We start from the raw sequence: 15,191 nt of genomic DNA, 5'->3' as shown, positions 1-15,191 counted from the left end.
CAGTTCTATTTCAGGACGACGGACGTAACGGGAGTGATCGAGCTGCCGAGCGGAACGGAAATGGTAATGCCGGGAGATAACATCGAGATGGAAATCAAGCTGATCACGCCGATTGCAATTGAAGAAGGCCTTCGGTTCGCAATTCGTGAAGGCGGCCGTACGGTAGGATCCGGGGTAGTGTCGGGCGTTATCGAATAAGAAAAAACAGAAAACAAAAGGAATGGCAGATTACCATTCCTTTTTTGTTGCGCCGAATTAGAGGTGCAGAAAGGCTGAAGAAAAATAAATAAAAATCTTGAAATATGTAGATACGATGCAGGATATCAAATTTGGATTTATCAATGATGTGGCCGATGAGGTTGCGCAGCGGGCAAAAGATTCCGTACTGGAAGGTACGGGGCTGATGTTTATTTCCCTGGTGCACGATGGCACATTCCCCTGCCCGGTAACAAGAATGGATTATGTAGGCGGAACATTCGGGCCGGGAAGCACCGTATATCTTTATTGGATGAACCCGTCAGGCGGCCTTTGTGAGGAACAGGAACTTACTGTAGATGAAAATGGGTACGTGACCTATACAATTTTGCATACATCACCCTATGTGATATCCGGTCAAAAAGTAAGGGCATCAGATACGGCACCTGATTCGCCGGATGATCCGAATGAAAACGGCGGAAACAATTCCAATCCGGGAAATATAACGGAGCCGGGAAATCATCCGGCAAATGGCGGCGGAAATGATACAACGATTGTTACAAACACCACGGAAGATAACCGCAAAACAGGACAGGAAACCATGAAAACGGCAGCTGTAAAAACGGGAGACGAGAAAAACATGGCCCCCTATATATGGATTGCCGTTCTAATGGGAAGTATGGCCATCGGAAATGCGCTGCTGCTGCGGAAGCGGCAAACAAGAAAAAAATGAAGTAAAGAAGAGGACGGAAATACCCTCTTTTCATAACGGGTTTTTTGAAATAAATGTAAACTCCGGAAGATGTGCCGTTCAAACAATTGACGGGTTCCTGCAAATATAGTATCATTAAAAGAGTCTCAGATAACTCATTTATAAAGTAGGTAAAAATGGATTCATTGTATATCGTAGTGCCGTGCTACAACGAAGAAGAAGTGCTGCACGAAACGACAAAACGCCTGACCGATAAAATAGACCGCATGATTGCGGGCGAACTTATTTCGCAGGACAGCCGCATCATGTATGTGGACGACGGCTCGAAAGACAAAACATGGCAGCTTATTGAGGAACTGCATGGGCAGGAGCCGCGCGTTTTAGGGGTGAAGCTATCCCGGAACCGCGGACATCAGAATGCGCTTCTTGCGGGGCTTATGACGGCGAAGGATCTGTGTGACGTGACGATTTCCATGGATGCGGACTTGCAGGACGATATCGAGGTCCTTGATGAATTTGTCAGGAAATACCAGGAAGGCTGCGATATTGTCTATGGCGTACGAAACAACCGTGACATGGATACGGGTTTTAAGCGCAATACGGCACAGGCATTTTATAAATTGCTGAAATTCTTTGGCGTGGACGCGGTGTATAACCACGCGGATTACCGGCTGATGTCGAAACGCGCACTTGAAGGGCTTGCCGAATTTGGCGAAGTAAACCTGTTCCTGCGCGGAATCGTGCCGCAAATTGGTTATAAAACGGCTACTGTCGAATATTCACGCGGCGAACGCTTTGCGGGGGAATCTAAGTATCCATTGAAAAAAATGGTGAGTTTTGCTTTTGACGGAATTACTTCATTTTCTGTAAAACCGATCCGCATGATTACGACAGTGGGACTGGTAATTTTCCTGGTGAGCCTTATTATGCTGGTCTATTCGCTGGTGGTCAATGCAATGGGACATACGCAGGCGGGGTGGACTAGTATGATGATGTCTATCTGGCTTTTGGGCGGCCTCCAGCTGATGGCAATCGGCATTATCGGTGAGTACGTGGGCAAGGCATATATGGAAACGAAAAAACGGCCCAAATATATCATTGAGACTGTGCTTCGGGACGAATAAACAAGGCGGCCGAAAAGGCCGCTTTTTTACTGGAGAAATACGAAAAAAATGCGTAAAAATATTGACAATGGCGGGCTTTAATGGTACTATATAAAAGCATCTTTGATAAAAGGCAGAGAGTGCCTTTTTTTAGATTGCTCAAAAACAATAGACCGGAGGGATGGAAATGCGCACGAAGATTACACTTGCTTGCACGGAATGCAAACAGAGGAACTATGATACGATGAAGAACAAAAAGAACGACCCGGACAGGCTTGAAATGTCCAAGTACTGCAAGTTTTGCAAAAAGCATACCGTACACAAGGAAACCAAATAATTTTTGAGGTGGCATTACGATGGCTAAGACCAAACTGCTGGGCGAGGAACGGGAAAAGCACCTGAAGGAGCAAAAAAAGCTCGCCAAGAAAAAGAATAAAAAGCAAAGACGCAGCCCCGCTCGTTTCTTTAAAGACGTCTGGGGTGAGGTAAAGAAGGTAACATGGCCGACGCGCAAGGATCTGTTCAAGACGACTTTTGCAGTCATTGTGTTTATCATTATTTTTGCAGTAATCGTTGGATTGATGGATTGGGGCTTCGGCGCCCTGTTCCAGACGTTCCTGCTGTCTTAGGAGTTATTCTTATATGAGTATAGATAAAAATGGACCTGAAGATATTCAGATCCCTGAGGAAAATGCGAATCTCGAAAAACCTGTAGACGCGAAAGAGGAAAGACCGAAATTCTTAAAGCAGGAAAAAACGGATAAACCTTATTGGTATGTCGTATATACTTATTCGGGTTATGAGAATAAAGTAATGGACAACCTTTTAAAGACGGTGGAAAATCATAATTTGCATGATACGATTATGGACGTTAAGGTTCCGATGGAGGAATCCGTAGAGGTTAAAAATGGCAAAAAGCGTCATGTGTCGCGGAAAATGTTCCCCGGCTATGTGATGGTTAAAATGTTCCTGACGGATGAATCGTGGTATGTCGTACGCAATACGCGCGGCGTAACCGGGTTTGTGGGGCCGTCCTCCAAGCCGATCCCGCTCTCGGATGCGGAAGTGCGTTCAATGGGGATCGAAAATGTACGGATCAGCCTCGACGTGGAAGTTGGCAACAACGTGATCGTGACCTCCGGGCCGCTTGAGAGCTTTGTCGGGGTTGTGGAGGAAGTGAACACGGAGCGCCAGAAGGTACGTGTGCTGGTTTCCATGTTCGGACGCGATACTTCCGTGGAACTCGACTTTGTTCAGGTCAAACGGATTTAAAACTTTGGATAAGCAATAGATTTATAAGCATCTGATGGCGGTTGCCAGGAACCGATTGGTTTCGTAAAGCCACTGTGTATGCAAAGCGAATCGAACGACGGCAGGGGATCGACCGGAAAGGAACGCAGCCTCCGTCCTAGGAGCGCGAACGTAAGTTTAGTAGTGGGAGGCGTAATCCTCACGCCGCACACCACATCATATAAAAGAAGGAGAAAAGAAAATGGCAAAGAAAATTGCAGGGTATATCAAATTGCAGATACCCGCAGGAAAAGCGACGCCCGCGCCGCCGGTAGGACCGGCACTCGGCCAGCACGGCGTCAACATCATGGACTTCACAAAGGCATTTAACGAGAAAACGGCACAGCAGGCAGGACTTATTATTCCTGTTGTAATTACGGTGTATGCCGACCGTTCGTTCAGCTTTATCACTAAGACGCCTCCGGCGGCAGTGCTGATCAAAAAAGCCTGCAAGATCGAGAAGGCCTCCGGCGTTCCGAACAAGCAGAAGGTCGCGAAGATTACGCGTGCCCAGCTTGAGGAAATCGCAACTCTGAAAATGCCCGATCTGAATGCGGCAAGCCTTGAAGCGGCGGTCAGTATGATCGCGGGTACGGCAAGAAGCATGGGCGTAGAAGTGGAGGGCTAGACGATGAAAAGAGGAAAAAATTATCAGGACAGTGTTAAGTCCTATGACAAGATGAACCTGTTTGACCCGGAAGAAGCGGTAAAGATTTGCCGGGAAACCGCGAAGGCGAAATTTGACGAAACCATCGAGCTTTCCGTTAAATTAGGCGTTGACCCCCGCCATGCGGATCAGCAGGTGAGAGGGGCAGTCGTTCTTCCGCACGGTACGGGCAAGACGGTACGCGTGCTTGTTATCACGAAGGGCGACAAGGCGAAGGAAGCACAGGATGCAGGTGCGGATTTCGTCGGTGCGGAAGAGATGATCGAAAAAATCCAGAAAGAAAACTGGTTTGATTTTGATGTAATCGTAGCGACACCCGACATGATGGGCCAGATCGGCCGCATTGGTAAAATCCTTGGGCCGAAGGGCCTCATGCCGAACCCGAAATCCGGTACGGTCACGATGGAGATCGAAAAAGCGATCAACGATATCAAAGCCGGTAAAGTAGAATACAGGGTAGACAAAACGGCAATCATCCATGTTCCGATTGGGAAGAAGAGTTTCAGCGAAGATCAGCTCAAGGAGAACCTGAAAGCAATTATGGACGCGATCGTAAAAGCAAAGCCGTCGGCTGCTAAAGGCACGTATTTGAAAAGCGTTGTCCTTTCCGCAACGATGGGTCCGGGCGTAAAATGCAACCCGGTTCGGTTCATCTAAACCACTCAAATAAAATGGCAGAACAGATGTTCTGCCATTTTTTGTTGCAGCTTAAAAATGCGAAAGATCCCCGGCTATATTGCAGTAGAAGTACCTTTTTCTTTCAGTATAAGGTCTTTGCCCTTAGTGTTGGAGGTTGGCCGGGTAATCATTATTAAGACGGAAGATGGAAGGGAAATATTACCGTTTTGACGGCGGCAATACAAAGCTGCAAAGGAGTGATGACTGTGGCTATTATCCAGGAGCGTTCAGGAGCGGCTGGTATCAGCACCTCATAAGGGGAGGATAAGCTGCTGGGAAGCAGGAAATTTGTATAGAAGGGAATATAATTTCGAGCAGAAGTAATTTGCCGGCGCGGCGGGGATGAGGATGCACGAACCCATTTCGGCCGGTATGGCAAAGAGACGCGCAAGACCGAAAAAATTCAAAATAAGCAGCACAGCATTGCCGCACTGCTTATTTTGTTTGGGAAGCAGCTAACGGGGCTGTATCAATGCGTCTTTGATTATATTGATATTTTCAACCAACTGTGGATTTTTGTTCAGCGCTGCACGCGCGGCATTTCGGCCTGCGTTCCAGTATTGCCAATCGTATGAAGCCTCAAGGTCACGCATGATATGGCGCAGGTGATAGGCCTGCGTGATGACCTGGTCTTCCCGGTATAGCAGGATTTTGCCGTTGCTGAGATATTGATAACTGGAATTTTCCCCATCCGGCACAAGATCGGCATCGATGATTGCCGTAGCGAAATAATCGGCGTCGAGACGGTCGATGTAATAGGGGAGCGCGTCGGCGCCAAGAGTCGTCAGGTAAGCGACGTCGGCATATCTGCCCTGGTTTTTCATATTTTCCCGCGCAATAAATGCATCGACATTCCAAAAAGCGAGCACCAGATAGCAGGAAAGAAAACAAACAAAGGCGCACTTCCTGAGATTGATGCGGGACAGCCATAGCCGCAGGATGGAGATGGCAAGAAATATAAACAGGGCAACCATAAAAAATTGGGTAAACAGCCGCAGCCGGGAAAACCCAAAGCTTTGTTCATAAAGGGCCATGCGCGAAAAGGACGAAACAAGGAGTATAATCGTGCATCCAAGAAGAAGGGACATAAGGGCCCGCCGCAGCCGGAATGCGCTGCGTGGGCAGGGAGTACCAAAACGGAATAATAGAAACACGACCGTTATGACGATTGCGGCAACCGCAAGAAGCTGCCAAAATCCACTACGCGCATATTCGGAATACGTGATCCCTTCCGGGACACGGCCTGAAAACAGGTAAAGGAATTGGATTGCGCAGAAAGCAGCCAATATTGTACTCAATGTGAAAAGCAGGATCAAGGAAGCGGTCTGGCCGAAAGGCGTATTTTTTGCAGTGGGAACAGATGATGCCTGCGGCGCATTTTTGGTGCGGAATTTGTTTCCAAGCGACCAGAACATGCCGGAAAAGAGAACAAACAAAGCAAGCGCAGCAAGCGTTTTTCCTACGATATCGCTCCACTCGAGATTTCCGAACAGGTCGGTAAAAAACTTATGGAACACCGCGTCGCCAGAAAGGAGCAGCGGGATCACGGCGAGCAGGACAGGGATTGTGACGGCAATGCCGATCAGGATGCCGGTCAAACGTCCTTTACCGCTGCTCCGGTATTGGACAAAGGCATTCTTTATCCCGCCAAAGGAAAACGAAAACCACAGCGCGAGACTGTCTCCGGCAAAAAATATGGAGTAGGGGTCATAAAGCGTTTGATTCAGGCTCAGCATGACCTGTTCGCCCGCAAGCAGTATGATCAGAATAGCGTTGATGGCAAGCAGAACCGGGTTATTGAATAAGACAAATGTAATACTTAAAAGGAAAATACAGGCCAGGTGAAAAACGGTACGGGCACATCCCACACGAAAACGTTTTCCAAAGGCCACGCCTAGCAGCAGGTAAAACGCGGTAAGATAGAGCGGGACGTTGAGACCAAGGGGAATGAGTCCCGCGAGATTGTCGTAGAGCAGGATGCAGAACAGGACTGCAAGCACAGCACCTGCAAGGGCAAGGCGCGGGGTGCGTATTGCCGTTTGTGTAGATTCGGTATTCATGGGAACCTCCTTTTAATTACCTGGTGAACAGGCGGGAAAGAAAACGGCCCTTAAGCGTATCAACTCAGGGATAAACCCGTTTTAGGGTAAAACAAACCAGCCGTCATGCGCAGCGTTAAAAGCATGACAGAAAATACCAGTTCAGGTTGGCGCTTTACATGCTCAGAACTCCTCGTCCGGAATATATTCGAGGAGATCGGAGGGCTGGCAGTTGAGCGCCCTGCACAGCGCGTTCAGAGTGGAAAAGCGCACGGCCCGGCATTTATTATTTTTGAGGATAGACAAGTTTGCGAGCGATATATCTACCATGGCGGATAATTCGTTTAAGCTGATTTTTCGTTTTGCCATCATAACGTCAAGATTTACAAGGATTGCCACAGTATCACCTCACACAGTCAGGTCGATTTCTTCACGGTATTCCGCGGCACGCTCAATCAGGTAGGCAAGCACCCGGGCGCACAGTGTACCGAGCAGCAGCGCGATGCACAGCAACTTGGAAATAGACGGTACGAAACAAAAGATGAAGATAAAATCGGCCAGCAGCAGCGCCAATGCCAGTGAAAGCCTTTTCAGGCTCGTTACATTCCGGCGGACAAACGGATTGCCGTCACGTACGCTTAAAATCAACTTGCGCAGTTCATACAAAAACCAAAGGGCAAGCGCGCCCGCCGTATAGCAAAACAAAAGATTTTGCGCGGCATACAAACTGAACATGTATTTTGCCAAAAACGGCGTAACCGCAAACAGGGCAATAATGACACACATGCATATTAGGAGTATGATGCCCAGCACACCCGCGATCTTTTTTCCGGAATTTTTCATAAGAAACCTCCAGCCTTTCACTTTCATGAATCAGTATAGCGTGCGTGTTATCATATGTCAATAAATATTTATTGAAAAACGATAAATTAGAAATAAAAAAAGGCATGCCGAATTGCATGCCTCCTATCGATGCGGACCGATTAAACGATGGCAGCCAGACCAGCGATACAACCAAGTGGAATCAGGATAACCCAGAAGATAACTGCCAGAAGCGCAAGTACAATGCATACTGTGCCGATTGCTTTTCCGGCGCGTGCATTTTTATCCTTGGGATCTACTTTAATGATTTTACTGCCCGTTGCAACGGCAACGATGGCAAGCACAAAACCGATGAAAGAAAGATAGCTGAGGTTCAGCGTAGGGATCCATGCGAGGATATCGCAGATGAGTGCGGCAAGGCCTAATAACAACGAAATCATAAAGGGTACCTCCGTCTTATTATTTCCCCGTATTGATAAACTGCGGGGGGCGGTTAAAACAGCGAGCGTGGCGAATGGGGCCCCCGCGGAACTCGAACGAAGTGAGTTTCGTGGGGAAAGCGAGCAGCCGCCCGAAAAGCGAGACTTGCCGCGCAGCGGTGAGCCGAGCAAATAGGGCGTGCTGTGAGTCAATGCTTCGCCGTGGCGCATACCGTTTCGTAATCAAACATTTCATCCATTTCGCAAATCTCATTTACCATAAGGGCGCGGATATAGTCGCTGTCCTTGGAAATAGAGTGGATATAGTAGCCGTTCTTCAAATAAAAAGCCACTGTGGAACGCATCTTGGATGCCGTATGTAGCGCGATTGCGCGCACCCCCATGGTAAGGCATTCAATACGCACCTTTTCCAGGAGCAGCCCGCCGATGCCAAGGTTCTGCGCCTCGGGATCAATGGAGAAACGGCTCAGATAGGCGATGCCGTCCGTTAGAAGCTCAAAGCGGACGCTTCCCACAATCTCGCCGTCGATTTTGGCGAGATAGACGTTTTTATGATGAATATCCGAGAGCACATCGTCCAGCGTCTCATACAGGGCGGCCACACTTTCACGCTTGCGGATTTCTTTTGCATAGAGATCGAAGGCGCGTTTGGTGATCTCGAGAACCTCTGGCGCGTCGGAATCCGTGGCTTTTACCAGTAAAATTTGATCCATCATGGTGCCGTTCCCCCTTACTTGTAGTCGCCGAGGGGAATGATGCTCAGCTTGTCGTCCGACTGAAGAACCTTGAGCATGGAACCCACCGTATCCATCGACGTGATGCACGGGACATTGAACCCAACAGCCGTGCGGCGCAGGCGGAACCCGCTGCGCGTTTTCTGTTTACCGCGCGTGGGGGTATTGACGATGAGTGCGAAATCTCCAGCCTTGATACGGTCTAAGACAGCCTCGTTGGGTACCAGTTCCGTCTCAAACCCATGTTCGCTGAAATACTGGTGCGTACCTGGTGTAGCCGCAAGTGTAAAACCGCATTCCTTCATTTGCCTGGCAATGCCGAGAGCCTCCTCTTTATCACGGTTGGCAACGCTGACAAGGATCGTTCCTTCCTTGTCTGGGATGCTGCTTCCGGAGGCGAGAAACGCCTTTTTCAACGCCTTGATGAAGGTGCGGTCTGTTCCCATGACTTCACCCGTAGACTTCATCTCCGGCCCGAGGAAAGTATCTACTGTGGCAAGTTTGGAGAAGGAGAATACCGGTGCCTTGACAGTAACCAATTTGGACTCTTTGTAGACGCCCGTCACATAGCCCATGCTCTTGAGCGTTTCACCGAGCATGATGCGCGTAGCAAGACCGACCATTGGGACGCCCGTTACTTTGGACAGGATAGGCACCGTACGGCTTGCGCGCGGATTCACCTCGATGACATATACGTTTTCCTTTTCGTCCATAACGAACTGGATATTAAAAAGTCCTTTTATATTGAGTGCACGGCCAAGGGCGATGCCATATTCCGCGACCTTTTTCTTGGCTTCCTTGGAAATCGTCTGCGTGGGGTACACCGCAAAACTATCGCCCGAGTGCACGCCTGCGCGTTCCAAATGCTCCATGATTCCTACGACGAGCACATCCTCACCATCGCATACGGCGTCAAGCTCGATCTCCTTACCAACCACGTACTTGTCGATCAGCACCGGCTTATCCGGCGAGACCTCGGCCGCCATGGTCATGTATTCTGTCAGCTCCGCATCGTTATAAACGATCTCCATCGCGCGGCCGCCGAGGACATAGGAAGGGCGCACCAGAACCGGATAACCGATTTCTGCCGCAGCCTCAAGCGCATGCTCGAGGGAGAAGGTAGTATCGCCCTTCGGCAGGGGAATATCAAGTTCCTGCAACACATGGAGGAATTTATCGCGGTCTTCGGCGCGGTCGATATCCTCGACCGTGGTACCGAGTACGGTCTTGCCTGTGTCTACGATAGGCTTGGCAAGGTTGATCGCCGTCTGCCCGCCAAACTGGACAATAACGCCCTCTGGTTTTTCCTTATCGATGATATCGAGCACGCATTCTTTGGTAAGCGGCTCGAAATACAATTTATCCGACGTATCGAAGTCTGTGGATACCGTTTCCGGATTGGAATTGATAATGATGGACTCATACCCCATCTCCTTCAGGGTATTCACGGAATGCACGGAACAATAATCGAATTCAATACCCTGGCCAATGCGGATCGGGCCGGAGCCGAGGACAATGACCTTTTTCCGGTCGGTCCTCTCCACCTCATCCTCATTATCATAAGTAGAATAGTAGTAGGGAGTAACGGCCTTGAACTCGCCTGCGCAGGTATCGACCTTTTTAAAGGACGGATGGATGCCCATAGCGCCGCGCATATAAGTGATTTGCGATTCGTGTGCGCCGATGCAGTCCGCGATATAGCCGTCGCCAAAGCCTGCTTTTTTACACTTGCGGAGCACCCATTCAGGCAGGTCTTCGATGGTATAGCTGCGAAGACGGCTCGAAAGGTCAACGATATTTTTCAGTTTATTGATGAAGAATTCGTCGATCTGGGTGATCTCATGCAGTTTTTCGACCGTATAGCCGCGCTCAAGCGCCTTGCTGAGCACGAAGATACGTTCATCGTCTGGGTTGCGGAGCGATTCGTCAAGCTCATTCAGAGTCCAGTCGTCGATATTTTTCATGCCGAGGTTGTAATTCAGCTTTACGTCGAGACAGTCGATTGCTTTTAAAAGCGATTCCTCAATGCTGCGGCCGATGGCCATGACCTCGCCCGTCGCCTTCATCTGTGTGCCGAGGATACGGTCCGCCCCCGTAAATTTATCGAACGGCCAGCGCGGAACCTTGGTAACAACATAGTCGAGCGTAGGCTCGAAGCAGGCGTAGGTTTTTCCGGTAACGGAATTCTTAATTTCATCGAGGTTATAGCCGACCGCGATCTTCGCCGCGACGCGGGCAATCGGATAGCCCGTCGCTTTGGACGCGAGCGCGGAGGAGCGCGATACGCGCGGATTAACTTCAATGACTACATAATCGTAGGAATTTGGGTCGAGTGCATACTGGATGTTGCAGCCGCCTTTGATGTCGAGCGCGCGGATGATCTTCAGCGCCGAAGTGCGTAGCATCTGGTATTCCCGGTCCGTGAGCGTCTGTGAAGGCGCGACAACGATACTGTCGCCCGTGTGGACGCCGACTGGGTCGATATTTTCCATATTACATACAATAATGCAGTTGTCGGCATTGTCGCGGATCACTTCATATTCGATCTCCTTCCAGCCGGCAACGCTTTGCTCAAGCAAAACCTGGTGAATCAGGCTCATTTTAAGGCCGCGGGCAGTGATATCCTTCAGCTCGTCCATATTATGCGCCACACCGCCGCCCGTACCGCCGAGCGTATAGGCGGGGCGCACGATCAGCGGGAAGGAGCATTCGTGTGAAAATGCTTCCGCTTCTTCAAGCGAGGTGACGATGGTGGAGTGGGTGGTCTTCTGCCCGGTCTTTACCATCAGGTCTTTAAATAATTCGCGGTCTTCCGCCAACCGGATGGAATCAAGCTGTGTACCGAGGAGGCGGATGCCGAGTTTGGGAAGAATACCGCAATCATCGAGCTCAATGGCCATATTGAGGCCGGTCTGCCCGCCAAGCGTGGCAATGATTCCCTGCGGCTTTTCCTTTTTGAGGATGCGAATTACCGTATCAAGGGTAATCGGCTCGATATATACCTTATCCGCCATATTAAGATCTGTCATGATCGTTGCGGGATTGGAGTTGATGAGTACAACCTCATAGCCCTCTTCCTTCAAGGCTTTGCACGCCTGCGTACCGCTGTAATCGAATTCTGCGGCCTGGCCGATGATGATGGGGCCGGAACCAATTACGAGTATTTTTTCAATGTCTGTAAGTTTTGGCATCTTGCATTCCCTTTCTCTTGCAAAATCTAATCTTTTTAAAAAAGCAGACGCTTGCGCCTGCTTTGAACATCATTGGAATAGCCGATCGAGCGTCTCGATCAAAAGGTCAATCTGCTTTTGCGTAATGATATACGGCGGCGCGAAACGAAGCGTATTTACCCCGGCTGTACCGATAACAAAACCATCCTTAAGGAGTGTACGCTGCACTGCATGTGCATCTGCTTTTTCGGAAAGTTCCGCGCCCAGAAGAAGGCCCTTCCCGCGTACATCGACAATGATTTCAGGATGTTTTTCCATCAGCAGTTCCAACTGTGACTGGAAATATGCACCCATATTCCCGACATGGGAAAGCATCTGGCCGTCAATTTTTTCCGTTACATAAAGCCCTGCCGCACACGCAAGCGGATTTCCGCCGAAGGTGGAGCCATGGTCGCCCGGGCCAAAAGCATCTGCAAAAGACCCGGATGCAAGACAGGCACCGATCGGCAGACCATTTCCGAGCGCCTTAGCCAGCGTAATGATGTCCGCCCTGATACCATAATGTTCCTGTGCAAGCAAGCGGCCCGTGCGGCCCATGCCTGTCTGTACCTCATCGATGATGAGGGGGACGTCCGCTTCCGTACACAGCGCGCGGATGAGCGAAACGAACTCTTCCCGCAGGGGAAGCACGCCGCTTTCGCCCTGTATTACTTCGAGTATTACACCGCATTTATCCGCCGTGACAGCGGATTTTGCGGCATTCATATCGTTTGCGTCAATGTAAGTAAAATCATAGGCTGTCGGGCGGAAAGGCTCGTGGAATTTCTCCTGCCCGGTCGCGGAGAGCGTGAGCAACGTACGTCCATGGAAGCTTTTTCTGAGCGCAACAAACCGGGAGGAGTTCTTCCCCTTGCCGTAGGCATATTTCTTTGCAAGTTTGAGGGCGCATTCGTTGGCTTCCGCGCCGCTGTTGCCGAAAAACACACGGTCACACCCTGTTTTTTCGCATAAGAGCTGCGCCAACCGCGTCTGCGGCTCGTTATAGAAATAGTTGCAGGTATGGATCACTCCGGTATTCATCTGGTTTTTGAGGGCCGCCTCAAATCCCGCATCTGAATAGCCGAGGCAATTGACCGCGATTCCGGCGAGAAAATCAATATATTCTTTGCCTCCCTCGTCCGTAAGGACCGCGCCGCTGCCGCCTGTAAACACGACGGGCAGACGGGTACCGAAGGTTTTCATGTAGTATTCCGAATCCAGTTTTTTCAGTTCATCGTATGTCATATTTTTCTCCAAAACAACAGGCTGCCGGGAACTTCAGCCCGTCACCATCGTCCCGATACCGGAATCCGTAAAGATTTCGAGAATGATCGGGTGCGGGATCGTACCGTTCAGGATATGGGTGCGTCCTACGCCTTTTTCAATGGCAGAGAGACAGCTTTGTACCTTGGGAAGCATCCCGCCTGTAATCTTGCCTTCATCAATCATATTTAGTATATCTGTTTTGGAGGCTACATACAAGAGGGATTCGGGATCATCTTCCTTTGTACGGATGCCGTCTGTATCCGTGAGGAAAATCAGCTTTTCCGCTTTGAGCGCCGTCGCAATCGCTCCCGCAACCGTATCCGCGTTAATGTTATAGCTTTCCCCGTGGTCGCCCGTACCGACAGGCGCGATGACCGGGATATATTGGTCGTGCGCAAGGGTATTGAGGAGCGTCGTATTGATGGACGTAATCTGACCGACGTTGCCAAGATCCACGCCGTTTTTGGGCGGGGCTTTCACTGCCTTAATGATGTTGCCGTCGATCCCGCACAGGCCGATTGCCGACGCGCCCATGCCGTTCAGCTTGGCGACGATCTCCTTGTTGATTTTACCTGTGAGCACCATCTGCACCACTTCCATGGTGGCGTCGTCGGTTACGCGCAGGCCGTCTACAAAATTCGGCTTGATGTCGAGTGAATCGAGCATATGATTGATGTCCGGGCCGCCGCCGTGCACAAGGATCGGATTCATCCCGACGAATTTCAGCAGGGTGATATCCTCCATGATCTTCTGTGTGAGGTCGTCATGCATCATGGCGGCCCCGCCGTATTTGATGACGATGGTCTTGCCGAACAGCCGCTGGATGTAAGGCAGGGCTTCCACCAGCATGTGCGCGCGTTCCAGATATTGTTCCATTTTTTGATCTTCCATGATTTCCACCTTTATTTCTATGAAAATTTAATTTATTTCCGTTACAGGTACCATGCGGTACGGGGCAGGCCCAGCGTTTCATCGAAGCCGTTCATCAGGTTGAAATTCTGTACCGCCTGGCCGGCCGCACCCTTAATCAGGTTGTCGGTGCATGAAACTACGATAATCTTTCCGGTGCGGGGAGATATTTCAAACCCAATCATGCAATTGTTGGAACCCACCACATATTTCAGTTCCGGGAGTTTACTATGGGGCAGTACATGTGTGAATGGAGCATCCGCATAATATTTTTCATATGCTGCAGCGATATCCCCGGGGGTAACGCCTTCCATAAGATCTGCATAAATTGTCGCCAGAATACCCCGTTTTACGGGAAGCAGGTGAGGTGTAAAGAGCAGGCAGACATCCTTCCCGGAAAACTTTGACAGTTGTTCCTCTATTTCGGAAGTGTGCCTATGCATAGGAACGGAATAGGCCTTAAAGTTGTCGGCGGTTTCGCAATAGGAAAAAGCGAGCTTTTCTTTCCGTCCGGCACCGGTAACGCCCGATTTTGCGTCGATCACAATTCCCTTTTCACTGACCAGGCCCTCCCGGAGGAGCGGAGCCAGCGCCAGGATACTCGTTGTGGTATAACATCCCGGATTAGAAGTGAAATTTGTTTTTTTCACTTCTTCGCTGAAAAATTCAGGAAGGCCGTAAACAGCCTCGCTGTTTTCCTCTTTTGCGGAATGGGGAATTCCATACCATTTTTCATAAATATCCGTGTTATCGTAACGGAAATCGCCCGAAAGGTCGATTACTTTATGGCCTTTTTTCAAAAGAGACGGCGCTGCCGCAAGGGACTGGCCGTGGGGCAGGCAGAGAAACACGAAATCATCCGCACCGAACGCGCCGTCACCCTCCTGCAAATCCAATTCTTTTTCCGGCAGGAAGTTTGCATAAATATCGTGCAGTTTTTTTCCTGCAAAGCTCTTGGATACGGCTTTATTGACCTGTACGCCGGGATGGGCGCTGAGCAGGCGCAGCAGCTCTGCCCCCACATATCCTGTCGCACCGATTATACTGACATTAACCATGATTTCAAACAGCTCCTTTTTTATAAAGGGGAGCGGTATAGGCGCCCCAAATTTTATTCAATGTTAATA

At 49.8% G+C, this 15,191-nt stretch carries 17 protein-coding genes; 8 read left to right on the top strand and 9 right to left on the bottom strand.

Annotated elements, in window-relative coordinates:
• From H8S18_RS14325 to rplA, 8 genes are all read left to right on the top strand, one after another.
• The coding region (locus H8S18_RS14325; RefSeq protein WP_456237102.1) for an EF-Tu C-terminal domain-related protein at window positions 1-198 on the top strand (198 nt) is incomplete at its 5' end.
• 97 nt (window positions 199-295) lie between these two features.
• Complete coding sequence (locus H8S18_RS14320; RefSeq protein WP_186858966.1) at window positions 296-928, top strand: hypothetical protein; 633 nt, start codon at window positions 296-298, stop codon at window positions 926-928.
• 155 nt (window positions 929-1,083) lie between these two features.
• On the top strand, window positions 1,084-2,031 hold the full coding sequence (locus H8S18_RS14315) for a glycosyltransferase family 2 protein (protein ID WP_186858965.1): 948 nt from the start codon (window positions 1,084-1,086) through the stop codon (window positions 2,029-2,031).
• A gap of 166 nt (window positions 2,032-2,197) precedes the next feature.
• Entirely contained in the window at window positions 2,198-2,347 is a 150-nt protein-coding gene (rpmG, locus tag H8S18_RS14310; protein WP_079546962.1) for a 50S ribosomal protein L33, read from the top strand.
• Between the two features lie 19 nt (window positions 2,348-2,366).
• Window positions 2,367-2,639 (top strand): preprotein translocase subunit SecE, encoded by a 273-nt coding sequence (gene secE, locus H8S18_RS14305; protein WP_186858964.1) that lies wholly within the window; start codon window positions 2,367-2,369, stop codon window positions 2,637-2,639.
• A gap of 13 nt (window positions 2,640-2,652) precedes the next feature.
• Window positions 2,653-3,282, top strand: coding sequence for a transcription termination/antitermination protein NusG (gene nusG / locus H8S18_RS14300; protein WP_186858963.1), 630 nt, complete (start codon window positions 2,653-2,655; stop codon window positions 3,280-3,282).
• A gap of 220 nt (window positions 3,283-3,502) precedes the next feature.
• Entirely contained in the window at window positions 3,503-3,928 is a 426-nt protein-coding gene (rplK, locus tag H8S18_RS14295; protein WP_066523397.1) for a 50S ribosomal protein L11, read from the top strand.
• Between the two features lie 3 nt (window positions 3,929-3,931).
• Complete coding sequence (gene rplA, locus H8S18_RS14290; protein ID WP_186858962.1) at window positions 3,932-4,624, top strand: 50S ribosomal protein L1; 693 nt, start codon at window positions 3,932-3,934, stop codon at window positions 4,622-4,624.
• A 476-nt stretch (window positions 4,625-5,100) separates the two neighbouring features.
• Here the strand turns inward: rplA and H8S18_RS14285 are convergent, their stop codons facing one another.
• From H8S18_RS14285 to argC, 9 genes are all read right to left on the bottom strand, one after another.
• Window positions 5,101-6,705, bottom strand: a complete 1,605-nt coding sequence (locus H8S18_RS14285; protein WP_186858961.1) for a DUF4153 domain-containing protein — start codon at window positions 6,703-6,705, stop codon at window positions 5,101-5,103.
• Between the two features lie 162 nt (window positions 6,706-6,867).
• Entirely contained in the window at window positions 6,868-7,083 is a 216-nt protein-coding gene (locus H8S18_RS14280; RefSeq protein WP_186858960.1) for a helix-turn-helix domain-containing protein, read from the bottom strand.
• Window positions 7,084-7,092: 9 nt separating this feature from the next.
• Window positions 7,093-7,527, bottom strand: coding sequence for a DUF2975 domain-containing protein (locus H8S18_RS14275; RefSeq protein WP_186858959.1), 435 nt, complete (start codon window positions 7,525-7,527; stop codon window positions 7,093-7,095).
• Between the two features lie 140 nt (window positions 7,528-7,667).
• The gene (locus H8S18_RS14270; protein WP_186858958.1) at window positions 7,668-7,946 is read right to left on the bottom strand and encodes a hypothetical protein; all 279 of its coding nucleotides are present in this window, start codon (window positions 7,944-7,946) and stop codon (window positions 7,668-7,670) included.
• A 188-nt stretch (window positions 7,947-8,134) separates the two neighbouring features.
• Window positions 8,135-8,662, bottom strand: coding sequence for a GNAT family N-acetyltransferase (locus H8S18_RS14265; protein WP_186858957.1), 528 nt, complete (start codon window positions 8,660-8,662; stop codon window positions 8,135-8,137).
• Window positions 8,663-8,676: 14 nt separating this feature from the next.
• Complete coding sequence (gene carB / locus H8S18_RS14260) at window positions 8,677-11,871, bottom strand: carbamoyl-phosphate synthase large subunit (protein WP_186858956.1); 3,195 nt, start codon at window positions 11,869-11,871, stop codon at window positions 8,677-8,679.
• Between the two features lie 69 nt (window positions 11,872-11,940).
• Window positions 11,941-13,134, bottom strand: a complete 1,194-nt coding sequence (locus H8S18_RS14255; protein ID WP_186858955.1) for an aspartate aminotransferase family protein — start codon at window positions 13,132-13,134, stop codon at window positions 11,941-11,943.
• 33 nt (window positions 13,135-13,167) lie between these two features.
• Window positions 13,168-14,046: an acetylglutamate kinase gene (argB, locus tag H8S18_RS14250; protein ID WP_066688933.1), complete on the bottom strand. Its 879-nt coding sequence runs from the start codon at window positions 14,044-14,046 to the stop codon at window positions 13,168-13,170.
• A 41-nt stretch (window positions 14,047-14,087) separates the two neighbouring features.
• Window positions 14,088-15,122, bottom strand: coding sequence for an N-acetyl-gamma-glutamyl-phosphate reductase (gene argC, locus H8S18_RS14245; protein ID WP_186858954.1), 1,035 nt, complete (start codon window positions 15,120-15,122; stop codon window positions 14,088-14,090).
• Window positions 15,123-15,191 lie beyond the last annotated feature (69 nt).

The organism is Christensenella tenuis (assembly GCF_014287795.1).
Classification (GTDB): Bacteria; Bacillota; Clostridia; order Christensenellales; family Christensenellaceae; genus Christensenella; species Christensenella tenuis.
Note: the sequence above shows the minus strand (reverse complement) of the source record. Positions and strands in the feature narration are given on the sequence as shown.